At 41.6% G+C, this 24,203-nt stretch carries 20 protein-coding genes; 9 read left to right on the forward strand and 11 right to left on the reverse strand.

What is annotated here, in order from left to right; translation table 11 throughout:
• Positions 1-69: 69 nt before the first annotated feature.
• Positions 70-720 (reverse strand): isoprenoid biosynthesis glyoxalase ElbB, encoded by a 651-nt coding sequence (elbB, locus tag H5154_RS05640; protein ID WP_149982603.1) that lies wholly within the window; start codon positions 718-720, stop codon positions 70-72.
• A 567-nt stretch (positions 721-1,287) separates the two neighbouring features.
• On the opposite strand from elbB, the gene polA reads away from it, so the two are divergent.
• Positions 1,288-4,023 (forward strand): DNA polymerase I, encoded by a 2,736-nt coding sequence (polA, locus tag H5154_RS05645; protein WP_182717677.1) that lies wholly within the window; start codon positions 1,288-1,290, stop codon positions 4,021-4,023.
• Positions 4,024-4,160: 137 nt separating this feature from the next.
• On the opposite strand, the gene H5154_RS05650 is transcribed toward polA, so the two are convergent.
• On the reverse strand, positions 4,161-4,970 hold the full coding sequence (locus tag H5154_RS05650) for a lipase secretion chaperone (RefSeq protein ID WP_182794221.1): 810 nt from the start codon (positions 4,968-4,970) through the stop codon (positions 4,161-4,163).
• Between the two features lie 3 nt (positions 4,971-4,973).
• Positions 4,974-5,894, reverse strand: a complete 921-nt coding sequence (locus tag H5154_RS05655; protein WP_182717679.1) for a triacylglycerol lipase — start codon at positions 5,892-5,894, stop codon at positions 4,974-4,976.
• 437 nt (positions 5,895-6,331) lie between these two features.
• On the opposite strand from H5154_RS05655, the gene H5154_RS05660 reads away from it, so the two are divergent.
• Positions 6,332-6,919: a YceI family protein gene (locus tag H5154_RS05660; protein WP_182717680.1), complete on the forward strand. Its 588-nt coding sequence runs from the start codon at positions 6,332-6,334 to the stop codon at positions 6,917-6,919.
• The gene (locus H5154_RS05665; protein WP_182717681.1) at positions 6,919-7,440 is read left to right on the forward strand and encodes a DUF1285 domain-containing protein; all 522 of its coding nucleotides are present in this window, start codon (positions 6,919-6,921) and stop codon (positions 7,438-7,440) included. The genes H5154_RS05660 and H5154_RS05665 overlap by 1 nt, the downstream gene beginning before the upstream one ends.
• On the opposite strand, the gene yihA is transcribed toward H5154_RS05665, so the two are convergent.
• Positions 7,441-8,103 (reverse strand): ribosome biogenesis GTP-binding protein YihA/YsxC, encoded by a 663-nt coding sequence (gene yihA, locus H5154_RS05670; protein ID WP_145238434.1) that lies wholly within the window; start codon positions 8,101-8,103, stop codon positions 7,441-7,443.
• 295 nt (positions 8,104-8,398) lie between these two features.
• On the opposite strand from yihA, the gene H5154_RS05675 reads away from it, so the two are divergent.
• The 3 genes from H5154_RS05675 to H5154_RS05685 all read left to right on the forward strand — a co-directional run bounded on the left by H5154_RS05675 (position 8,399) and on the right by H5154_RS05685 (position 10,883).
• Positions 8,399-9,031: a cytochrome c gene (locus H5154_RS05675; RefSeq protein WP_149982610.1), complete on the forward strand. Its 633-nt coding sequence runs from the start codon at positions 8,399-8,401 to the stop codon at positions 9,029-9,031.
• A 755-nt stretch (positions 9,032-9,786) separates the two neighbouring features.
• A complete protein-coding gene (yihI, locus tag H5154_RS05680; protein ID WP_182717682.1) occupies positions 9,787-10,371 on the forward strand; it encodes a Der GTPase-activating protein YihI in 585 nt (194 codons plus the stop codon).
• Complete coding sequence (locus H5154_RS05685) at positions 10,371-10,883, forward strand: DUF2489 domain-containing protein (protein ID WP_220491317.1); 513 nt, start codon at positions 10,371-10,373, stop codon at positions 10,881-10,883. Before yihI ends, H5154_RS05685 begins: the two co-directional genes overlap by 1 nt.
• 61 nt (positions 10,884-10,944) lie before the next feature.
• Here H5154_RS05685 and hemN read toward each other — a convergent pair whose 3' ends face one another.
• On the reverse strand, positions 10,945-12,318 hold the full coding sequence (gene hemN, locus H5154_RS05690; RefSeq protein WP_182717683.1) for an oxygen-independent coproporphyrinogen III oxidase: 1,374 nt from the start codon (positions 12,316-12,318) through the stop codon (positions 10,945-10,947).
• A gap of 110 nt (positions 12,319-12,428) precedes the next feature.
• Positions 12,429-14,459 carry a methyl-accepting chemotaxis protein gene (locus tag H5154_RS05695; protein WP_182717684.1) on the reverse strand — a complete coding sequence of 677 codons (2,031 nt, stop codon included), beginning with the start codon at positions 14,457-14,459 and terminating at the stop codon, positions 12,429-12,431.
• A 126-nt stretch (positions 14,460-14,585) separates the two neighbouring features.
• Between H5154_RS05695 and H5154_RS05700 the strand changes: the two genes are divergently transcribed.
• Positions 14,586-15,359 (forward strand): NADP-binding protein, encoded by a 774-nt coding sequence (locus H5154_RS05700; protein WP_182717685.1) that lies wholly within the window; start codon positions 14,586-14,588, stop codon positions 15,357-15,359.
• On the opposite strand, the gene hutH is transcribed toward H5154_RS05700, so the two are convergent.
• The 3 genes from hutH to hutC form a co-directional block, all read right to left on the reverse strand.
• Entirely contained in the window at positions 15,356-16,888 is a 1,533-nt protein-coding gene (gene hutH, locus H5154_RS05705) for a histidine ammonia-lyase (RefSeq protein ID WP_182717686.1), read from the reverse strand. The genes H5154_RS05700 and hutH overlap by 4 nt on opposite strands.
• A 2-nt stretch (positions 16,889-16,890) precedes the next feature.
• The gene (hutU, locus tag H5154_RS05710) at positions 16,891-18,564 is read right to left on the reverse strand and encodes a urocanate hydratase (protein WP_145238458.1); all 1,674 of its coding nucleotides are present in this window, start codon (positions 18,562-18,564) and stop codon (positions 16,891-16,893) included.
• Between the two features lie 102 nt (positions 18,565-18,666).
• Positions 18,667-19,374, reverse strand: a complete 708-nt coding sequence (hutC, locus tag H5154_RS05715) for a histidine utilization repressor (protein ID WP_149982615.1) — start codon at positions 19,372-19,374, stop codon at positions 18,667-18,669.
• 108 nt (positions 19,375-19,482) lie between these two features.
• On the opposite strand from hutC, the gene hutI reads away from it, so the two are divergent.
• Both hutI and H5154_RS05725 read left to right on the forward strand, forming a co-directional pair.
• Complete coding sequence (gene hutI, locus H5154_RS05720; RefSeq protein ID WP_182717687.1) at positions 19,483-20,730, forward strand: imidazolonepropionase; 1,248 nt, start codon at positions 19,483-19,485, stop codon at positions 20,728-20,730.
• A gap of 130 nt (positions 20,731-20,860) precedes the next feature.
• Complete coding sequence (locus H5154_RS05725; protein WP_182717748.1) at positions 20,861-22,516, forward strand: GGDEF domain-containing phosphodiesterase; 1,656 nt, start codon at positions 20,861-20,863, stop codon at positions 22,514-22,516.
• A 7-nt stretch (positions 22,517-22,523) separates the two neighbouring features.
• Here H5154_RS05725 and H5154_RS05730 read toward each other — a convergent pair whose 3' ends face one another.
• On the reverse strand, positions 22,524-23,570 hold the full coding sequence (locus H5154_RS05730; protein ID WP_182717688.1) for a formimidoylglutamase: 1,047 nt from the start codon (positions 23,568-23,570) through the stop codon (positions 22,524-22,526).
• A 3-nt stretch (positions 23,571-23,573) separates the two neighbouring features.
• Positions 23,574-24,071 carry a ribonuclease E activity regulator RraA gene (gene rraA / locus H5154_RS05735; RefSeq protein ID WP_145238473.1) on the reverse strand — a complete coding sequence of 166 codons (498 nt, stop codon included), beginning with the start codon at positions 24,069-24,071 and terminating at the stop codon, positions 23,574-23,576.
• Between the last annotated feature and the right edge of the window lie 132 nt (positions 24,072-24,203).

The following is a 24,203-nucleotide window of genomic DNA, read 5'->3' on the forward strand; positions in this document are numbered from 1 at the left end:
ATTTTTTTGCGCCAGCGCAACAAAGCAGCTACTTTAGAATGACTGATTTGCGGTTTTTTTAGCACCTAATTAGCTCATTTTCAAAAGCGCAGCGACTAGTTTTTCAATACCTGCATCAGCATCTAAAATTGATTGCGCTAACATGTAAGCTGGAGTGCTTACGAGTTTATGTTGCTCATCAATTACAATATCATCTACTGCACAATTAATGTGTTGAGCGCCTAAACTTTGTAGTGCGTTGGCAGTATCAACATCATTACCAATAGTGGTTTTTACGCCAGCACTGTAGATCAATGGGATCATTGCTGGAGCAATGCACATATAGCCTGCTGGTTTTTTGGCATTCGCAAATGCTTTAGCAGCACGGAGCATTTCAGGGTTTAATTGTGCTTGCGCACCATTGATCGCAAAATCACACAGGTTTTTAGCCGCGCCAAATCCACCAGGCACAATCAAAGCATCAAAGTCATTAGCATCTAACAGTGTTAACGCTTTGATATCGCCACGGGCAATGCGTGCCGCTTCGACTAATACGTTCCGGTTAGGGGTCATTTGTTCCCCATTCAGGTGATTGATCGTGTGCAATTGCTCAATATCAGGGGCAAAACACTGGTAGCTTGCTCCGGCTTTGGCAATATGTAATAACGTTAATACGGCTTCGTTGATTTCTGCACCGTCATAAACTCCACAACCTGCTAAAATTACAGCTATTTTTTTCATATACTATGCCCTTATTTATTATTCATAAAGTCAGTTTAGCATGACTTTTGCTGACTGTTATGGCCTTATTAAGATCATTTTGTGATCATCAATAATGATGAGTTAAAGATTATTTTTATTTGATCAATCCACTCGAGGCAGAGCAAAAACGCGCTATATGCTTTTTTTTAAGTTGGCTAATAGGAAAAAATTATAAAGGATCGCTATGATCTTTGATCCATTGTGATAGAATGCTCGTCCGGTTATTTATAAGGAATGAATTAACCGTTTTTTAGTTGTAAAAAGCCACAATCAAGCAAAGCAATAAAATGTTTTTCCACATTGTGATAAAAATAATAAAAAAAGAACCTCGTATTATCTTTTTAAAACAAAACATACACTTAACTTGTTTCTAAGTAGTTTTAAATTACTTTGGAGGAATAGCTTGTGGGTGTTATCTACATAGTTATCCACAACTTACTCTTATTTAACGGTTTAAACAAAGCTTAATTCACAGTCGTTTTATGCGTGCCCTTATGGCATGCTTACAGATATTTCGTTTTCTCTCATTTAGGATCCAATTACATCATGGCTCAGATCCCTGAAAATCCACTTATTTTAGTCGATGGCTCTTCCTACTTATTCCGTGCATATCATTCACCACCGCATTTAACTAACTCAAAAGGTGAAGCAACAGGCGCTATTTATGGCGTTGTTAACATGATGAAAAGCCTGATCAAACAGTATGATCCAAGCCATATGGTGGTGGTTTTTGATGCTAAAGGTAAAACTTTCCGTAATGATATGTACAGTGAGTACAAAGCCAACCGCCCGCCAATGCCCGATGATTTGCGCACGCAAATAGCGCCACTGCACGATATTATTAGGGCGATGGGTTTTCCGCTTATTAGTATTGAGGGTGTTGAAGCGGATGACGTGATTGGTACATTTGCCCGTATTGCTTCAGAGCAGCAGCGCCATGTATTGATCTCAACCGGTGATAAAGACATGGCTCAGTTAGTGAATGAGCATGTCACTTTGATCAATACCATGACCGACAGTATTTCTGATCCAGACACTGTGGTTGAAAAATTTGGCGTTGGTCCTGAACTGATCATCGATTACTTAGCTTTGATGGGCGATAAAGTAGATAACATCCCAGGTGTCGATGGATGCGGCCCTAAAACGGCGGTTAAGTGGTTACAAAAATACGGATCATTACAAGGTGTGCTTGATCATGCTGATGAGATCAAAGGTAAGATCGGCGAAAAGCTTGCCGCCGCAGTCGATCATTTACCGCTAAGTTATGAACTGGCTACCATTAAATGCGATGTTGAAGTTGAATCAGACTTAGATACCTTTAAATTGCAAGAGCCAAATCGCGATGAACTGATTGCCTTGTATGGCGAGTGTGAGTTCCGTCGCTGGTTAGCTGAGTTATTAGATAATCCAAAAGATGCAGACACTCACTTGGCTGTCCCCAGTGAAGCGAATGAATTACCGCAAGTGGCTGATGCTCACTATGAAACAATCCTGACAACAGAGCAATTAGATACTTTAGTCGAGCAATTAAATGCCGCTGAACTATTTGCCTTTGATACTGAAACAACCAGCCTTGATTACATGCAAGCTAAACTTGTCGGGATGAGTTTTGCTGTTAAAGCTGGCGAAGCCGTGTATTTACCGGTTGCCCATGATTATCCTGGCGCGCCCGAACAGTTAAGTTTAGAGACGGTGATGGCGAAGATCGGGCCAATTTTAGCTGATGAAAACAAAGCAAAAGTTGGTCAAAATTTAAAATATGATAAGAGTGTATTGGCTAATGCCGGTTTTGAGCTAAAGGGTATTAAATTCGATACTATGCTTGAATCTTACGTATTTAATAGTGTTGGTACTCGCCATGATATGGACTCGTTGGCGCTAAAATATTTAGGCCATAAAAATATCAGTTTTGAAGACATTGCTGGTAAAGGTAAAAAGCAGCTGACATTTAATCAAATCGAACTTGATAAAGCGGCACCTTATGCCGCAGAAGATGCGGATATTACGCTTCGTTTACACCAAGTATTATGGCCGAAACTTGCAGCCGATGAAAAGCTTAAATCGGTATTTGAAGATATAGAGATGCCGCTTGTCAGCGTTATTTCAGATATTGAGCGTACCGGTGTTGCGATTGATAGCAAAATGCTTGCCGCGCACAGCCAGCGTTTGGGTGAGCGTTTAATTGAGCTGGAAAAAGAAGCGCATGAGATTGCTGGTGAACCATTTAACTTAAGCTCACCAAAGCAATTACAAGTATTGTTGTTTGAAAAACTTGAACTGCCAGTTATTAAAAAAACGCCAAAAGGCGCACCTTCTACAGCTGAAGAAGTACTACAAGAGTTGGCTCACGATTACCCGCTGCCTAAAGTTATTATTGAGCACCGAGGTTTATCTAAGCTTAAATCAACCTACACTGATAAATTACCACTGATAGTGAATGAGCAAACGAAGCGTGTGCATACTTCTTATCATCAAGCGGTAACGGCAACTGGCCGATTAAGTTCAAGCGATCCTAATCTGCAAAATATTCCTATTCGTTCAGAAGAAGGACGCCGTATTCGTGAGGCTTTTATTGCTGCAGATGGCTATAAAATAGTGGCTGCCGATTACAGCCAAATCGAACTACGTATCATGGCGCACTTATCGCAAGATAAAGGCTTGTTAAATGCGTTTGCCAATGGTCTTGATGTACACAGTGCAACTGCTGCGGAAGTGTTTGGTGTTGAGTTAGAAGATGTAACCACGGATATGCGCCGTAAAGCTAAAGCGGTTAACTTTGGTTTAATTTATGGGATGTCGGCATTTGGTTTGGCACGTCAACTTGATGTTCCGCGCCATGAAGCGCAACATTACATTGATAAGTATTTTGAACGTTTCCCTGGTGTGCTTGAGTACATGGAATCAACCCGTGAGAAAGCTGCTGAAAATGGCTATGTTGAAACTATTTTTGGTCGTCGCTTACATTTACCAGAGATCAACGCCCGTAATGGCGCGCGCCGTAAAGGAGCCGAACGTGCTGCGATTAATGCACCAATGCAAGGCACCGCTGCTGATATCATCAAAAAAGCCATGCTAACAGTCAACAAATGGGTGTATGAACAAGCACCGAATACGGTTAAATTACTGATGCAAGTACACGATGAATTGGTATTTGAAATCAAAACTGAGTGTGTTGAGCAATACACCGCAGAAATTTGCCGGTTAATGTCTGATGCTGCGAAATTAGATGTGCCATTAGTGGTTGAAGCTGATAGCGGAGATAATTGGCAACAAGCCCATTAATCACTGAGCTTTTTAAATCATATAAGCGCGGCTGCATTGAGTGAAGCCGCGCTTTTTTATGTCTGTGAATGGGTAGTCAGTTTTTTTTAAAAGGTGGCCATTCGGCTACTTTCTTAACGCTATAGTAGGTCACTCATTTAATGCAATGGATATAACACTAAAAACCGTCGCTTTTGATTTGTGGTTAAATGCTCATCAAGTAGCTGGGTAATTTTTTGCTCTGCTTGTTGTGGCTCATAGTGTTGCTTTAACTGTTTAATTTGTTGTGTGAGTTGCTCACTCAATGTTTGCCATTGCCGGCGCTGTTGCTCTAGAGCGATTAACCTTGTTGCCGCAGCATCGCCAAATTCCGCTGCTAGTTGATTGTAGTCTTGTTGTTGCAGGGCATCTTTTAGCTCAGTGTTTAAAGCTTTTAGATCGTTACTAGGTTTAAGTGCCTGGGTAATACGCTCAGGTTGCTCGCCCTCTAAATTAGATAACAATTGTTGCTTTAATTCATCACTAATATGGTTGTTCTGATTAATTTCAAGCTTGGCAATTGTATAGTGCTGCCACTCATTATCATCGTTAAATAAAAGATTAATTTCAGCTGCATTGAAGTAGCGTTGTTGAAAAGCGATCATTGCAATTAATTGTTCGCTTAGCGGCAAATGAGCGAGTTGTTGCTGCAGCTCTGCCAGCGCTATTTTAAAGCTGAGGTAGCGATTAAATAGCTCACTATTGATTTCGCATGCAGCTAACTTCTCGCACTGTTCTAGAGCCTGCGAAGCACTAAACTCACCGGACTCTTGGCTAGCTAAAATAACGTGTTCAAAAATGCTATCGATTGCCATCGGTTGATCGATATGTGGTGGCGTTGCACTTGTAAGCTTATCGTCGCTGAGTAAAAAAATCATAGCTGTGCTAGTGATAGATATCACTAACACTAAAATGAGCAACTGCTTCATTGTTTATAAGCCTAATTTTTTCAAGCGATTAGCATGTTGACGGTAGACTGTCAGTGGATCGGTTGTAAATAAATGATGAAAGCCAATCAGTTGATTCACTTCATCAAGGTGATTCATGCGGTAATTATCTTTTAATACATAACCTAAATGGCTACTACAACGAGAGACTAAGCCATCGTCATCGCCTGGGATCAGTATTGCAGTGATCGCCAGTGCTGCATCTGATGGGTCAAATATATTTGTTAAAGTTCGAGTGCCACTCCAAGAAAAGTAATATACGCCATTACTGGCATACATAGGTCCTTGCTGGCATTGCTCAGCAGGTAGGCCTTCTGGATATTTTTGATTAAAGGCCAGCGCGCTCTCAGTGGTTAAGCTCTCCAGTGCACCAAGCGCATCTTGTGGTAACTGACTATTGTCAGAGAGTAATGCGATTAACCCGCCAAATGCATCAAAGGCTGTTTTAGCTATACCTTCTAGCTTAGATCCAGGAGTCAGTCCTTGGCGCACCACATCAGCAACAGGGCTACCAAAATTAACACCGCCAACACTGGTCGCTGAGGCAACTAAGTCGGGGCGTAGTGAGGCAACATAGCGAATACTTTGCGCACCTTGACTATGACCAATGAGATTTACTTTTGTTGTACCAGTTAGTGCAATAATCTGTTCAACTTGCTGTAGTAACTGCTCGCCTCGTTGTTCAGAACTATTCAGCGAGGATACGGCCGTGACGAAAACCTGTGCGCCATCACGACTGAGGCTTGCTGGTACCCGATAAAAATAATCGACACCTAATACATCGTCAAAACCCATCAAGCCATGTGCTAATACAATTGGGTATTTAGTTTGGGTATAGCCTGCATTAGCGCTATTACTGAAGATAAATAGCAGGCAGCATAAGTATAGAGTGGTTATTTTTTTCATGATCAGTGCTCTTTTATTGTGTGTGTTTGATCACGCTTTGAACTGCTGTTTACAGACAAAGTGTGTGGATTTTTTATTCTAATTAGTTAATAGAGCAAATTTTGAGCTGAAATTCAATGTTAATATTAAGTTAAATTAACATGCAATTTGTAGTATTAGTTATATGTTTATCAATTCGACTAGTTAGTACCTGTATTTAGTTTATTTATCATGGTTAGTTTGGTAAAGTCCGCGTCGTCCTCATCCTGTAGGACATCCTGTTGATGATGCACTCGAAAGGGTGCTCGTATTGATAGCTTCTCCCCAGTTTGCTATACCGGCCCAGCATTAATTTGTTGGGTCGTTTTTTTGTCTCTGTTATTTATTATGCTATTGATTGCACTTCATAGAACAAGTGATACCATTGAATCTCATTTTCATTTTGAAAGGAATGCGTGATGGTTAAATCAATTGCGATATTAGGTCTTTCGTTATCAAGCCTATTAGTCTCTGGTGTTGCCTGTGCTGACTGGCAGGTTAACAATGATCAAAGCAAAGTAAGTTTTGTGTCTATTAAGTCAAATAGTATTGCTGAAGTGCATCACTTCAAAAATGTGTCAGGTAGTTTAGCTGAAAATGGCTCTTTATCAGTCGATATTGATCTGAGCTCAGTTGAAACGATGATCCCTATTCGTAATGAACGCATGACCAAGTTGTTATTTGAAACAGCGAAGTTTCCAACCGCAACCATAACAGCTAATTTAAGCAAGCAATTAAAAGCGCTTAAGCCTGGCCAACATGTATTTAAAGGTATTAGTGCTGAACTTGATTTTCATGGTGCTAAGAAAGAGATTACAGTGGATGTTATCGCCAACTTGTCATCGCAAGGGGATATCAGCGTTTCATCAATGAGCCCAATTATCATTAATGGCGCAGACTTTGCTGTCATTGATGGCATTATGCAATTGCAAAAGTTAGCAGGTTTACCATCGATAGCAACGGCAGTACCTGTTAGTTTTTCATTAACGATGAACAAGCTTAAATAATGCACTCTTTGAATGAGCTTGCCACTGCACTTGAGCAGCCAAGCAAGCCATTTTCTCAATGGCAGCCGCAGCATTGTGGCGAGCTGCCAATTATCATCAATCAGCAAGGTGAGTGGTTATACGGTGGCAGTAAAATTACTCGTATCGCTATGGTTAAGCTGTTTGCCTCAGTTCTTTGCAAAGAGCAGGATACTTTTTACTTAAAAACACCAATCGAAAAAATAGCTATTACTGTCCATGATGCTCCCTTTATAATCGTTAATTGGCGCTTTGAAATGACAGAGCAAGGGCAAGTGTTATGTTGTGTGGATAATTTACAGCGAACTTGGCTAGTAACCTGCGAACAACCTTTAGTAGTACAAGATTATCAGGGCAATAATGTGCCGTATTTACAGTTACCGTATGGCTGTAGTGCTCGGGTATCAAGAAGTGTGTTTTATCAGTGGGCAGAAATAGCACAAGCTGATAAGCAAGGCTATTTCATTCAATCTGCGGGTCAGCGTTTTTACTTAAACGTGTGATTAAGCATCTGATTCAGGCGTTTGTTCAACATCAGTAGGTGGTATTGCAACAATTGGCCCTAGGAACCATTCATCTAATTTCTTAGCAACTTCAGGTAATCCTGTGCCTTTTAAAGATGAAAACGCATGAACGGTAATATCACCTTCTAAGCTGCTTAACTCGCGACGAACTTGCAGCACCTGTGCTTTACGTGCACCTTGCTTTAGTTTGTCGGCTTTAGTTAATAGCGCCAATACTGGAATTTCACTACCAATTGCCCAATTAATTAAATCGCGGTCTAAATCTTTAAGAGGATGACGAATATCCATTAAGATCACGATACCTTTTAAACTTTGACGTTTTTGCAGGTACTCACCTAATGACTTTTGCCATTTCTTTTTCATTTCGATCGGTACCTTAGCAAAACCATAGCCAGGTAAATCGATTAGGCGCATATCATCAACATCGGCTAATTCAAATGTGTTGATCAGTTGCGTACGACCAGGGGTTTTACTAGTACGTGCCAGCTTTTGGTCAGTTAATGCATTAAGAGCACTAGACTTACCGGCGTTGGAGCGGCCAGCAAAGGCAACTTCAATTCCCGTATCAGCAGGCAATTTAGTGATATCTGGAGCGCTGGTAACGAACGACGCAGTGTTATATTTGATACGAGATTTGAGCACAGGCTCTCCTAGAAACTTAATTAAGTATTACAGCGAGTAAACTTTACTTAATTAAAGTTCACTTAAGGGGCGCATTTTATACTATTACTACACTATTAAAAAGCGGATTTAGACTAAGATAGCAGCCTAAAATCAACTAAAATGATACGGCCAAAGCTTAATCTAGGTCAAAACCCTATAATTTATAAGTTTAATATGAGTAGAAAACGTGCCAGAGAATTTATTATCGTGTAGAATATGTAAATCACAACATCCATATTGTAGATGATACAGGGTCGGAAACAGAGAATTCACCATGAAAAAAATAGCACTATCTTTAACTATATTGCTTGGTGCGTTGTCAGCAAGCAACGCAACAGCATTTGATGGCGATGTAAACGCAGGTAAAGAAAAATCAGCAACGTGTGCGGCTTGTCACGGCCCAGACGGTAACGCGCCGGTTAATATCTACCCAAAACTTGCAGGCCAACACGCGGATTATATTTATAAGCAACTTACTGAATTGAAGTTAGGTATGACTTCAGGTGGTAAAGAGGGTCGTATGGATCCAGTCATGAGCGCGATGGCAATGCCATTGAACGATCAAGACATGAAAGATTTGGCTGCTTATTTTTCGTCACTTAACATGTCAGAGGGTGCAACACCTAAAGATATCGTTGACGTTGGCGCCATGCTTTATAAAGCAGGTGACGCAGAACGTGGTATTCCAGCATGCGCAGCATGTCATGGCCCACGTGGTAATGGCTCATCATTAGCTAAGTTTCCAAAAATTTCTTTTCAACATCCAGAATACATCAAGTCACAACTTGAGAAATTCCGTGATGGTGTGCGTCATAATGATTTAAATGGCATGATGCAAGATATTGCCACCAAGCTAACAGACAAAGATATCGAAGTGCTTTCTAAGTACTTAGGTGGACTACACTAAAGTAGTATAGATTAGTTTTATTATTAATCCTAAAATCTATAGTGGTTACAAAAAGCAGCGTAAGCTGCTTTTTTTGTATTTGTGTTTTGTCGATATTACCTCTTTCCTTGTAAGACATTGACCATGCCTTGCTGTAAGCTAAATCCTATTTTTATTTTTGTTTTTATCATAACTTATTGTAATTTAATGTTTTGGTTATGTTGCAATTTGTATTGCGTAAGAAAAATTATATAAATTAGTTGTAACAAAATTATTAATGCGTAAATTAACCCTTGTCGCTGAAACAATAAGAACAAAATGGACTAAACTACACGGAAAGTAGTGTGACGTGATTATCGGGGATAAGACATCGGTTGATGTCACCGAAGGAATATTAAAAAAGAGTCAATGAAGACCGAGAATAATAAAATCTCACGGAAGTTTAAAATAAAAACAAAATGGAATGCTACACGGAAGGTAAAAATAATAACAACATGGAACAACAAAAATAATAACAATAATAAAGACTAAAAAGTCGAAGGGAGAAGTGTCCAGTTAAATGGCGCTCAGATTAGCAGGCGGTAGAGATGTTTTCTCTACCGCCTTTTTATTTGTCCTGTTACAATAGCCATCGTTTATACTTAAATGTATAGAAAGTGCGCAAGTAGTCGAGTTACCCAACCTCAATCCGCACAAACCGAATTCTTCTGGCAAGGCCAGCATCGCAACGCCAAAATGCGCGTTGCTCAAAACCTCTTAAGTGAGATGATCAAGATATGAGTAGAACTAAAAAGTCACGTAAAATCCCGTCTAACGGTCCTGTTCGTTTAAGCAAAGATAAGCTTAAAGAAATGCGTGCATTGAAAGAACAACGCGTTAAAAAGACCAAAGGTGCAAAGCCCGGTTCACGTAATTCGATAGACGCTTTACAGCCTGAGAGTAATAGTAATCAGCAACATAAAGACAAACGTGTTGGTAGTAAAAAACCAATCCCTTTAATTGCCGTTGCAGTTGAACCAGTTATTGAGCTTAAACGTAACTTGAAGCCACAAGTTGAACTGAAAAAAGTAGTTCAGCCTGAGCTTTCACCAGAGCAAGAATTAGAAGCGCTAGAAAATGACGAGCGCTTATTGAAGCTGGTTGAGTTACATGAAAGTGGCCAGTTATTAACAGGTAAAGATGCAAAATACTTCAACAGCCGTATTGCACGTCATCAAGTGTTATGTGAATTGCTTGGTATTGAAGACGAAGCTGATGATTTTGATGATGAAGAGTTTAGCGAAGAAGCTAATAGTGACTTTGATCATTACTTGTCGAATGATTTAGCCAATGAATGGTTAGATGACGAGGACGATAAATAATGAACATAATGATCTTGGCTCTGTGTGTTGGCGCTGTGATCATTGCGGGGTTGGCATTTTATGCTGGCCAATTACTGTATAAACTCAGTGCGCAAAAAAAACTGATCGCGAAAGAGCAGGTAAAGCAGCAAGCTAAGTTAGCTAAGTCGCGCTTAGAGCGTAATGCCAAGCTCGCAGACAGCATTCATTTAATCGCCCGTGCTATGCACCAAGAGCAATGTGAGTTCTCAGAAGGGTGTTTGCGTATTTGGGTGCTAATGTCGCAATACAGCTTTGAGGATGACGAAGACCTTCCAGGGCGTTATCCAGGCATATTTGCGATGTATGAAGTGGTAAAAGAAATGCCAACTCATGACGCTCGTAAAAAATATTCGAAAAAAGAAATATTTAAACAAGACAGCGCTCGCTGGCGTGCTGAAGAAACTCATGCAGAGCAAATTAAAGCTGACTGTGAGAAAATCATTGAAGAGTTTAAAGCAGCCCCTGGTAGCGAAAACGTGGTGTTTAACTAATTTTACAGTATCAATAAAAAAGCAGACCTCGGTCTGCTTTTTTTATGCTTGTGCACTCAGATTAAATTACCCGAGAGAACCGAGTCGCGTTAATCTGTTTTTGTAAATGAGCATCAAAACACATACAAATGATACGAATAAACAAATTGCCGCGTGCTGTGACGGTTATTAAGTCTGCATCGATAGTCACCATGCCATCTGCTATTAGTGGCTCAAGAGCTTGCAGTGAGCTGGCAAAGTAATCTTTAAAGTCGAGTTGATAGGTATTAGCAATACTTTGCATATTCAGTTCAAAGTGGCAAATAAGCTGTTTGATCACATCAGCGCGAATAACGTCATCATTATCAAGTTTCATACCTTTGCTGATTGCACTGCCAAGCTGATTATCAATCGCGTGATAGTAATGCTTTAACTCTTTTTGATTTTGCAAAATAGCAGTGCCAATTTGTGAAATTGATGACACCCCTAAACCCAGTAAATCACAGTCACCATGAGTGGTGTAGCCTTGAAAATTACGATGTAATTGCTGACTATTTTGTGCAATAGCTAACTCATTACTGGTTTTTGCAAAGTGATCCATACCAATAAACTGATAACCTGCGTTACTCATTTGTTCTAAGGTATTCTTAAACATGGTGAGCTTATCGTGAGCGCTAGGTAAATCTGCATCCTTAATTTTTCGCTGAGCGGCAAAGCGATCCGGTAAGTGCGCGTAATTAAATACCGATACACGATCAGGACTAAGGGCAATTAATTGCTCAATAGTCTCTTTAAAGCTCTCAGGGGTTTGCAGTGGTAAGCCATAAATCATATCTGCATTAATTGATTTGAAGCCGAGTTCACGGGCTTCACCAATCAAACTTTTTACTGCATCAGCACTTTGTGGACGGTTAACGGCAAGCTGTACATCATCATTAAAGTCTTGAATGCCAAATGATACACGGTTAAAGCCAAGGCTACGCAAGTGGCTGAGCATGTCAGTTGCCAGTGAGCGAGGGTCTATTTCAATACCACGCTCTGCATCGGGAGCAAACTTAAAGTGCAGCTCAAGTAGCGCGATTAAACGGCTCATTTGGCTGGTTGTTAAAAAAGTGGGCGTGCCACCGCCTAAATGCAGTTGCTGTACTTGATAGCTATCAAATAGCAGCGCTTGAGCGATGATTTCTTTTTCAAGATAATCTAGGTATAAGTCAGCTTTTGATTGATGGCGGGTTATTACTTTGTTACAGCCACAGTAATAGCAAAGCTGACTGCAAAACGGAATGTGGATATATAAAGATAAGCTGCGACTGTTTGATGAGTTAATTGCACTGATCAAGTCTTGTTGTTGATAGCCATCATTAAACGACAATGCTGTGGGGTAGGAGGTGTATCTTGGTCCAGACACATTGTACTTATTTATTAAGCTTTGATCCCATTTGGGTAAATTAATCATCACGCGCACCTTTTATATCATTTTCGTTAGTATAAAAAGGATGCGTCGAGGGAATATTGATCTACAACAAAAAAGAGTGCCGGAGCACTCTTTTGCTTATCAATATTGGCTTACTTAAGCTTAAACTGATTAACTGTTTTATTTAGTAAGCTGGCAAGCTCGTTAAGGTCCCTGGCTTCATCAGCAAGCTCAAGGGCATGATCTGCAGTGCTGTTCACTAAGTGATTAATTGCCGCTAAACTATTATTTATATCTTCGGCAACCACCGTTTGTTGCTCGGTTGAGGTGGCAATGTGATGACTTTGATCTTGTACTTTAGTCACTGAGTCAGCAATGTTTTGCAATGCATCTAGTACTTCTTGAGTTTGCGTAACCGAGCTTTGCGCGCGCTCTTGTCCTTGTTGCATCATAGTTGAAGCTTGCTGTGCAATTTGCTGTAAGCGTGAGATCATGTTGCGAATATCATCAGTTGACTCTTGTGTGCGACTGGCCAACGAGCGAACTTCATCGGCTACGACCGCAAAGCCACGGCCTTGCTCACCAGCACGGGCGGCTTCAATTGCAGCGTTCAGCGCCAGCAAATTGGTTTGCTCTGCAATGGAATTGATCACATCAACTACGGCGCCGATGTTACCACTTTCTTGCTCTAGGCCTGCGACCACTTTAGCAGCTTCGCCAATATGCTCAGCTAAGGCGGTCATCACGCTTTGTGCATTTTGCGAGCGAGTGGCGCCATCTGCGGTGATCTGTTGGACTTCCTCAGCTGCATTGTTGGTGTGTTGTGCATTACGCGAGATCTCCATAACCGTGGTCGCCATTTCGGTTACTGCAGCGCTAACACTATCAACCTGCTGTTTTTCTTGTTGAATTTCGTCATTAGTTTGTTGCGAAACCGATTTTAATTGTGCCGCCGCATCGGTAAGTTGTTCAGCCTGTGCTGCGGTATTAAGCATCATAACGTGCAACTTATCAATAAAGGTATTCATATGATGAGCTAACTGGCCAACTTCATCTTTGCTATCAATAGTAATTTTTTGGGTTAAATCGCCATCCCCAGAAGCAATATCGCGCATAATATGGGTTAAGGTGATGATCGGTTGTGAGATCATCTGTGTGGCCCACAAAATCATTGCGATGATGATTAATAAAATAATAACGACCGAGCTGGTGGTGGTCATGACCGCGTCATTTACTGGCTCATCAATCATAGTGTGTGGCACTAAAATACCCACGTACCAGTTTAGATAAGGATGCTCTAATTGTAAGCGGTTATAAACCACAAAGTACTCTTGCCCTTGCAAGGTTACTTTGGCATCACCAGCGACGTTATTTTTCATTTGCTGGTTGAGCGCACTGAAGCCTTGCGTGTCGCTAAATTGTTTTTCAAGTACTTCTAAGCCTTCTTTACCGTTAGGGCCTTCATCGGTGATTGAAAGTTTATGGTTGGTACGTTTTGAGAAATGCACCACTTTTTGGTCGCCATCGAGTAAAAAGCCAAAACCTTGACCGTTAAAACGAATATCTTCGACCATTTTATTGATTTTATTCAGTTGTAAATCTACGCCACCAAAACCAATTAGTTCGCGTTGCTTATTATAAACAGGCTGTTGCACAACCGCAGAGGCATTACCTGTGGTTAAATCAACTGAAATGGGCCCGACATATAAACGGTTAATTTTTAATGCATCTTGCCACCAACCACGTTTATAAGCGTAATACGGCTGGCCATTATAGTGGGTAGTACGTTCATGCTCTTTAAAATATTCACCGGTTTTGGCGGAGGCAAAAAATGCCGAGAGAATATTTTCATCATTGCCACTAATGCGTATAAGGTCTTGATTTACTTCGTCGTAGCCTAGCGCACCTTGGAGTGTTTGGTCGCGTTTATCCCATGCGTCAAACCAGTTAACGAGATGAGGATTATTCACAAAAGTTTCTACAACTTTGCCATATTGAGCAAAATAGCTCTGCATTGACAGCTGTTCACTTTGTAAGTAGCTGTATGCTTCGCGTTCAATACTTTGACGAGACAAGGCGGCGATATGGTTCACAAAGTAAGCCGAGGCAATAAGTAACAGCACACTGATAGTGCCACCAATTAATAACAGGATTTTTTTTCGTAATGATAGATTTCGTAACATAAGTGCACACATTCTTATTATTTAGTAGAGTAAGCACTCTTATCTAATCATATCTTTATCTTAATCGCTATTGTGTGCGATGAGAGAAGTGAACAAATTTCTATTTAATTGTAAGAGGAATGTTGCGTGGCGGGTACAAATAAAGACCAATTAATAGTATTGGGCGCAGGTTGGTTGGGTCAGCCATTGTGCTTACAACAGCTTGCAAAAGGCTGGGATGTTCAAGGCACTCATCGTAGCGCTGAGCATCAACATGTTTTTCAGCGCCAGTTAGTATTTGCGGATGAGCAATTAGTTCATCAACTAGATTTACATAATGCGTGGTGGGTGTGTGCTATACCACCACGTAGTCGCCACGCTGATAGCCATTATTTAGCCACGTTAAAATTAGCCATTGAACTGGCAGGCACCATGAATGCAAAAGGCTTTTTGTTGTGTTCATCAACGGCTGTGTATGATCAAGATAATCTAACCTATACAGAGCAAAGTGAGATTAAAGTAAGCACTGCACGCCAACAGCCATTAATTGATGCTGAGCAACTGGTATTAAATGCGGGTGGAAAAGTACTTAGACTCGGTGGTTTAATTGGGCCAGAGCGAGAGCCTGGGCGTTTTGTGGCAGGCAAAGAACTACAAAGTTCGAGCAACCAAACCGTTAATATGGTGCAGCAACAAGATGTTATTAATGCGATTGTTAGTGTGTTGGAGAATTGGCAAGTTGCAGCGCCAATTTACAATGTCGTCAATCCAGCTCATCCAAGCAAAGCAGATTACTATCAGCAAAAATGCCAGCAATACGGAACAACCCCTCCTACATTTACGAGTGACGAAAGCGCCGAACGCATCATTGATGGTTCGGCTATTGAATCACTTGGTTTTAACTATCAGTTTGCTATTTAAAACGACGGTAATACGCCTTTAGGTAATAAATTACACAACTCACCTTGCTGTAATAATAAATTAGCTGCTTCGATATCTGGGCCAAAATAACGGTCTTTATCGTAGTAGCTCACTTTTGTGCGCAGTGTTGCTTTAGCTTGTTCAACTTTGGCTGATGCCTGCAATGGCTTTCTAAATTCTAACCCTTGCGCAGATGCCAACCATTCAATTGCCAGTACGCCTTGCGTGTTATCAGCCATTTCTTGCAGACGACGTGCTGCAAAAGTTGCCATAGAAACATGGTCTTCTTGGTTCGCTGAAGTTGGTAAGCTATCCACAGAAGCAGGGTGCGCCAATGATTTATTTTCAGACGCTAATGCTGCTGCGGTTACTTGTGCAATCATAAAGCCTGAATTAACGCCGCCGTTTTCAACTAAGAAAGGTGGCAACTTTGATAAGTTTGAATCAATCAGTAACGCAATACGACGCTCAGCTAGTGCACCAATTTCGGCAATCGCTAATGCTAAATTGTCGGCTGCCATAGCCACAGGCTCGGCGTGGAAGTTACCTCCCGAAATAATATCGCCTACATCAGCAAATACTAATGGGTTGTCGGTTACACCATTAGATTCACACAACAACACTTCGGCGGCTTGGCGAATTTGTGTTAAGCATGCACCAAGTACTTGTGGCTGACAGCGTAGGCAATACGGGTCTTGTACTTTTTCACAATCCACATGAGCTTCGCTGATCTGTGAATGTTCACCGAGCATATCGCGAAACATTGCCGCGGTATCGATTTGACCAAGTTGGCCACGAATTTCATGAATACGTGCATCAAATGGCGAACGACTTCCCATTGCAGCTTCAATACTAATTGAGCCAATCGCGCAGCTTTGTGCATATAAATCCTCGGCCCGAAATAGCCCTTGAAGCGCAAATGCGGTAGAGGCTTGAGTGCCATTTAACAAAGCCAAGCCTTCTTTAGCGGCCAGTGTTAATGGCTCAAGACCGGCTATTTTAAGACCGTCAGCAGCGCTAATGAGTTTACCTTGATAGCGCATTTCGCCTTCGCCGAGCAGTGGTAAACACATATGTGAAAGTGGCGCTAAATCGCCAGATGCACCTACCGAGCCTTTTTTTGGCACGCATGGATAGACTTGTGCAGCAAGTAACTGCATAAAGAATTCGATCACTTTTAGGCGAATGCCAGAAAAGCCACGTGATAATGAATTAATTTTCAATACCATCATCAATCGTACTGTGCTGTCATTCATATAAGCACCGATGCCCGCAGCATGGGAAAGTACAATGGATCGCTGGAGTAACTCTAATTCATGTTCAGCAATTTTAGTATTGGCGAGTAAGCCAAAACCGGTATTAATGCCATATACCGTTCTGTGTTGATCAATCACGTCTTGCACGGTTTGTGCACTGGCTGCTATTTTTATCTCGCTATCTTTGGCGAGCGTTAACGTCACTGGTGATAAATTAATTTGACGCAGTGTTGCTAAATCGAGCTTTCCAGGTGTTAGGGTGAGTTTAAACATGATTATTCCTTATTTAACATTGGCAGGTCGAGGCCTTGCTCGGTCGCACAATTAATTGCAATATCGTAACCTGCATCCGCGTGGCGCATAACGCCCGTTGCAGGATCATTCCATAATACGCGGCCAACCCGCGCAGCTGCTTCGTCGGTGCCATCAGCAACAATGACTACGCCAGAATGTTGGCTAAAGCCCATACCTACACCACCACCATGATGAAGTGACACCCATGTTGCACCTCCTGCGGTATTCAGTAATGCATTAAGTAATGGCCAATCTGATACTGCATCTGAGCCGTCTTTCATTGCTTCGGTTTCACGGTTTGGACTCGCAACTGAGCCTGAGTCTAAATGGTCACGGCCGATCACAATCGGTGCTTTAAGCTCACCATTTTTGACCATCTCATTAAACGCCAGCGCTAAACGAGCGCGGTCTTTTAAGCCAACCCAGCAAATACGAGCAGGTAAGCCCTGGAATTGAATACGTTCACGAGCCATATCAAGCCAGTTATGTAAGTGTTTGTCGTCAGGAATAAGCTCTTTCACTTTTGCGTCGGTTTTATAAATATCTTCAGGATCGCCTGATAATGCCACCCAACGGAATGGACCAATTCCTTCGCAAAATAATGGACGAATATAAGCTGGCACAAAACCTGGGAAATCAAAGGCATTTGTTACGCCTTCGTCAAATGCCATTTGACGAATGTTATTGCCGTAGTCAGTTGTTGCAGCACCAGCTTGTTGTAGTGCTAACATTGCGTTGACTTGCACAGCCATAGATTGCTTAGCTGCTTTGACAACCGCTTGTGGATCTTGTTCACGCATTTTAGCCGCGTGTTGCATGCTCCAACCTTGCGGTAAATAGCCATTCAACGGGTCGTGAGCAGAGGTTTGATCGGTCACTACATCGGGAGTAATAGCTCGGTTAACAAGCTCACTAAATACATCAGCGGCATTACCAAGTAAGCCGACTGACAGCGCTTCGCCTTTGCCACACGCCTCGTTGATAAGCTCCAGTGCATGATCTAAATCGGTTGCTTTAACATCCACATAGCGGGTTTTGATCCGAAAATCGATACGCGTTTCATCGCATTCAACTACGAGTGCGCTAAATCCCGCCATGGTTGCCGCAAGTGGCTGCGCGCCGCCCATACCGCCTAAGCCACCGGTTAGCACCCACTTTCCAGCAGCGTCACCATTAAAATGTTGTTTTGCCATTGCTACAAAGGTTTCGTAGGTACCTTGTACTATGCCTTGTGATCCAATGTAGATCCATGATCCCGCAGTCATTTGCCCATACATCATCAAACCAAGTTTATCGAGCTCGTTAAAATGCTCCCAATTAGCCCAGTGAGGTACTAAGTTTGAGTTGGCAATTAATACTCGCGGTGCATTACTGTGAGTTTTAAATACCCCAACAGGTTTGCCTGATTGTACGAGTAGCGTTTCGTCGTCTTCGAGTCTGTCGAGAGTTTCGATGATTTTATCAAAGCAAGGCCAATCACGCGCTGCACGACCAATCCCACCGTACACAACTAAAGCATGTGGATGTTCGGCTACTTCAGGATCTAAATTATTCATTAACATGCGCTTAGCTGCTTCGGTGAGCCAGCTCTTAGCGCTGATTTTATCGCCGTGTGGGGCGCGGATAACGCGAGATTCATCAAGTCTGTTGTTCATAGATTACTCCTGTTGTATATACAAGCTTATTGGTTTCAAAAAATACGCTGTGAAGCGCATCATTTTGATTTTTATATTCTTTCTAATGTTATTTTTTACATATTACTTTTTAAAAGTTAAATGTCCGCCTAAGCGATACTTACTACCCGGTGATACTAAACGGGCAAAACTAACAATCCCAGATGATGACCAAGTACGCCTAATCACCTGTAAGCATGGCTCTTCATGGTATAAATTAAGCCATTGGCACATTTCGCTGTTAGGCATTATTGCTTCTACCGTATGGCGCGCTTCAGTTAATGGTGCGACGCTCGATAAATATTCGTGCGGAGTTAACGCAGTAAAGTCTTGTTGAAGGTAGCTTGTTGCTAGGGCCGGGTTAACAAAGCGCTCCTCAACTTGCAGTGGCTGTTCGTTTTCGTTATGCACTAATACACTGCGATACACCACGCTATCTACTTCAACACCCAGTGCAATCGCAATTGGCGCAATGGCGCTGATAGATTCAAGCACTAATACTGTACAGCTGTAATTGCCGTTACGGGCTTTGACTTCATCTGCTATATTTTTAATTTCAAGCAATGATGATTGTGATTTAAAACTGGCAACAAACGTGCCTAAACCTTGGCTACGAGTAAGAATACCTGCTTCGGTTAATTCGCTTAACGCTCGGCGCGCAGTCATTCGACTAACACTAAATTGTTCGGCCAATTCATTTTCAGAAGCCACACGTTGGTTTTCAAGCCATGCGCCGCTGCGGATATTATCAACAATAAATTGCTTTATTTGTGCGAACTTAGGTGTCGTCATTAAATTATTATGGTCTTTTAAATTTACTATTAACTATAAGATGGCATATTTACCTTGTATATACAAGATGACTTGTTAGACTGAGAAAAAATAATTTTCGGAGTTAATATGACAACAATCACTGCAAATGATCCGGCTAATGACTGGGATTTATTGATCACCGATGCCAATATCGCAACTATGGATTGCAGTATTGCAGCACCTTATGGCGCCATCGAAAATGCAGCGCTGGCAATCCGTAAAGGTGTCATTGTGTGGTTGGGTAAACAGGCCGATTTACCTAAATTCGACGTATTAGCAACGCCGATGCTTTCAGCAAAAGGGCAGTGGCTAACACCTGGTTTAATTGATTGTCATACCCACTTAGTGTTTGCCGGCTCAAGAGCTGAAGAGTTTGAACAGCGTTTACAAGGTGTTAGTTACGAGCAAATAGCAGCGCAAGGTGGGGGGATCGCTAGTACGGTAGCAGCCACACGAGCTGCGGATCATGAGGCTTTATTTGTGCTCGCGAAGGATCGTCTCAATGCCCTCTATGCCGAGGGAGTGAGTACCGTTGAGATCAAATCTGGTTACGGACTTGATTGCGAAAATGAAGTTAAAATCCTCGAAGTGGCACGTTTGTTAGGTGAAAATCACCCAATTGATGTAAAAACGACATTTTTGGGGGCGCATGCCCTACCTTTGGAATATAAAGGTCGCAGTGATGAGTATATCGATCTGGTTTGTAATGAGATGCTTGAGCAAGTGGTCACTGCAAATTTAGCCGATGCTGTCGATGTGTTTTGCGAAAATGTTGGTTTTAGTAATGAGCAAACTCGACGAGTTTTTAATGCCGCAAAAAAACATAATTTGCCAGTGAAATGTCATGCTGAACAGCTTTCAAATCAGCAAGGAGCACAATTAGTCGCTGAATTTAATGGGTTATCTGCTGATCATATTGAACATTTAGATGAAGCTGGAGTAAAGGCCATGGCTGCAGCAGGCGCTGTGGCGGTATTATTACCCGGGGCATTTTATTTTTTACGCGAAACCAAACAGCCGCCAATTGAGCTATTAAAACAGTATCAAGTACCAATAGCGATTTCGACAGACTTTAATCCAGGTACATCACCCTTGTGTTCTTTGCAATTAATGATGAATATGGGGTGTACTTTATTTCGCTTAACTCCTGAAGAAACTCTCGCCGGAGTTACGCGTAATGCCGCCAAAGCATTGGGTTTAACTGATCGCGGAGTGTTAAAAGTCGGCATGCGTGCCGATATAGCTCATTGGCAAATATCCCACCCAGCACAATTAAGTTATCAATTTGGCGTGAATAAACTGTTAAATCTGTGGATTTTGGGTAGACTAAATTAGTCTGTTGTAATGTTGTGCTCAAAAAATGATTTTAATCGCGCTATTAACAAATACGGGACTTGAATATTCTGCAGGGAGCGCTTTTTTAAACAATATATTGACGCCTACTTTTTTAGCCGGCGCTATTTTTATGGCGATGATCTGTGCCTTGTGCGTGGTTAAAAAGCCATTACTGCGCTTTAGCTATCTCAGCAATGGGGTACTTGGGCTGGCAGTATTAAGCGGCGGCTTTAACTTTTTGGAGTTACTATTTGCACTGAGTATTGGTTTGCATTTATGGCTGGCATTTTCGCAAAATAAATGGACTATGCTCACTTTGAGCTGTTGCTCAGCACTTGTATTTACGGTGTGCTTAGCGGCTCATTTACTACTTGAGTTACCTCTTTATTTAATTGTACTGGCGAGCATTGTACTGGCTATGTCTGGCTATTTTGATGATGAAGAGCTTGTTGCTGAGGCTGATGACGCAGCGCATATAAATCACTTTATGGAGCCTGCGCCGTTATTAAATCTTCCCGATATTAAGCAGTTACGACAAGGTTATTTCGACTGGCGTAAAAACAATCAACAACGAGCTGCGTTGGTGGTTATCCGGTTGGAGGGGTTTGCTCAGGTTAATCAGCATATTGGCCGAGACTTTGGGGATTTACTATTAGCGCAGTCTGCAAACCGTATTAAGCAACTACTGCTTATTGAAGAAGTGATTAATTTAGCTGGGGAACAAAAATTAGCTCACCTTGGTGGCCTTAATTTTGCATTTATATGTAATTTAGCGCAGCAAAAACATTTACATGAGCAATTAATCAATCAAATACTAGGGGCCACCTTGAAGCCGTTTAATGTGGCTAATTGCACTATTAAAGTCAATGCACGGGCCAGTTTCGTTGATTGCGATGAACAAGAAAATAGCTTTGATAATTTAATTTCGTTTGCTTACCTCGCTTTAGATAGCCACCCAAAACAACAAGTGGTGGTGTACCATCAACAAATGAGAATAGAGCAATTAGAACAGCAAGCGCGTTTGCAAGAATTAGCAAATATCGATTTTTCTAGCGAACTTGAATTGTATTTCCAACCCATCATTTGCAATCACGATGAAAAAATTGAATTTTTAGAGTTGTTACTGCGTTGGCAACATCCCAGACAAGGGATTTTATCGGCTAATCGATTTATTGATGATATACGTGTTGCAGGGCTTGCTTATCCATTAGCCACATTTGTTATTGAACGCGCCGCAGAGCTTGCAATGGCACTGCGCATGGAAGGCATAACGATGCCTTTGAGTATAAATTTATTTGGCTCTGAAATGCTAAATGAAGAATTTATCGAATTCCTTGATCACATTTTTATCGAACATCAACTACAAGCTGGCGATTTAATTGTCGAGTGTCCACTTAATCTGTTTATGAGTTTAGATGAGCAAGGTAAAGCAATGGTCGCACGCATAAATAGCATTGGTATTAAAGTCTGCGTGGATGGCCTTGGTGATAGCCCTATTTGGCTTGCTAAGTTACCAAATTTAGCCGTTGCATATGTAAAAATAGCGCCTTCATTAACAGCTGATTTCAGTCATCAAAGCCATGTTCGTAGTTTGATCAGCGGTATGGTTGATATGCATAACCAACAAAATGCGAAGGTAATTTGCGAAGGGGTAGAAACACTGGAGCAGCTTAATTTTGTAAAAAGTTTAAACGCCTATGCCGCGCAGGGTTATTACTATAGTCATCCACTGAGCAGTGTTGGCATGATCTCTTGGTTAAAACAATGGCAAATAGAGCATCCGTAATCGTTTTTTAGTTTGCTTTGGCTTGTAAATAAGCATTCACGAGAGCTGTGATTATTTGCCCTGCATCGCTCATTCCAGCCTGTATACCACTAGGATGTTGGTTGGGGGCTGCTTCACATAAATGCAAGTATTGGCTGTTTACTTGACTGGCAGCTAAATGCACAAAGTGTTCGGCATCGCTAACACTAAAACCACAATTGGTATACGCACTGACGGGCATTAATGAAATGCTATCAAGATCCACTTCAACCCCAAGTGGTGCATCAATTAGATTATATAGTGCCTGCTGGCATGCTTCAGTTAAGGTTTTTTCGCGCCTAACTTGCAGCGCTTGGTAGCTATCATAACTAAATTGGGCAGCAGCTAAAGCATCAATAATTGCTTGATTGTTTTTCAGCTCGTGCATGCCAATAACATGATAATTATTTAAGTGTTGCTCGTTATATGCATAGCGAAAACCATTACCACTATGGCGGCCTTCACAGTCACGGAAATCGGCATGAGGGTCAAAGTTGATCGCGTTTATTGGGTGCTGTTTATGCTTGCTTAATGCGCGAATAATACCAAGGCAGTTATTATGGCCACCGCCAATAACGATTGGCTCTAACCCTGCAGCAAAAATTAAGCTCAGCACTTGCTCAACACGTTGATCAAGTTGGGCGCATAACTGGCGTAATTGTGTTAGTTGCTGAGGGTTTTGGTTTGATAAATCGCGCGCCGCAAGAGTCAAATCGCTGATCGCGACTTCGCCTAATAACAAAACTTTTTCGTTCGCTAAGAATTGGTTATCAGGTTGATTTAAAAAGCGCTTAAGAAATGCTTGCCAGCCATCTTCGGCACCACCATTGCCTAAGTTGGCGCGTGGCCCGATATCTTCGCAAATACCTAGTAATACATACTTAATACCAAATTGCGCGGCATCGCGCATGGCTTGTAAAGGATCAACACCAGTGTCAAGTAGGGCTATTGACTGCCATGCTTTTCTTTCATTAGCGCGACTGCTACACCAAGGTTTTACAGTCGCTTCATCATAGATATGTAGGTGGTTTGACACTCGTTATTCTTCTACGATTTCCAGTTCAAGTTCTTCACCAGATAATACAATACCGGTGCTATCTGCATAGATAAAGTCGTCATCAAAGAATGATACACCAGCGAAGTTAACGCCAATGCCGTCTTCACCAGCACCGGTGCTGTCTGCTGCAACAGGGATTGAAGCAATTGCTTGAATACCTAAATCAAGCTCTTCAAGTTCATCAACATGACGTACTGCACCGTATACCACAATGCCTTGCCAGTTATTTTCTACAGCTAGTTCAGCAAGCTCGATATCGATTAATGCGCGACGAGTTGAACCACCCCCATCAATTAATAATACACATTCTTCGCCGTCTTGAGAGAGTATGTCGCGGATCAGTTCATTATTTTCAAAACATTTGACGGTTTTAATACGGCCACTAAAATTGTGGCGACCACCAAAGTTAATAAACATAGGTTCGAGCACATCGACCACATCGGCAAAGTGATCGCATAAATCTGAAGTGCTGTAATCCATTTTTCTATCCTTTCTAAAGATACGTGAGCTGATGTTCAGTATACCTTTCTTAAATGCAATAACAACGACTTAATAACAGTAAATTGCGCTCTTTTTAAACAATTATTGCGCTAAAACAGGAAAAGCAATATT

The sequence above is a fragment of the Pseudoalteromonas sp. SR44-5 genome (assembly GCF_014163675.1).
GTDB lineage: Bacteria > Pseudomonadota > Gammaproteobacteria > Enterobacterales > Alteromonadaceae > Pseudoalteromonas > Pseudoalteromonas rhizosphaerae.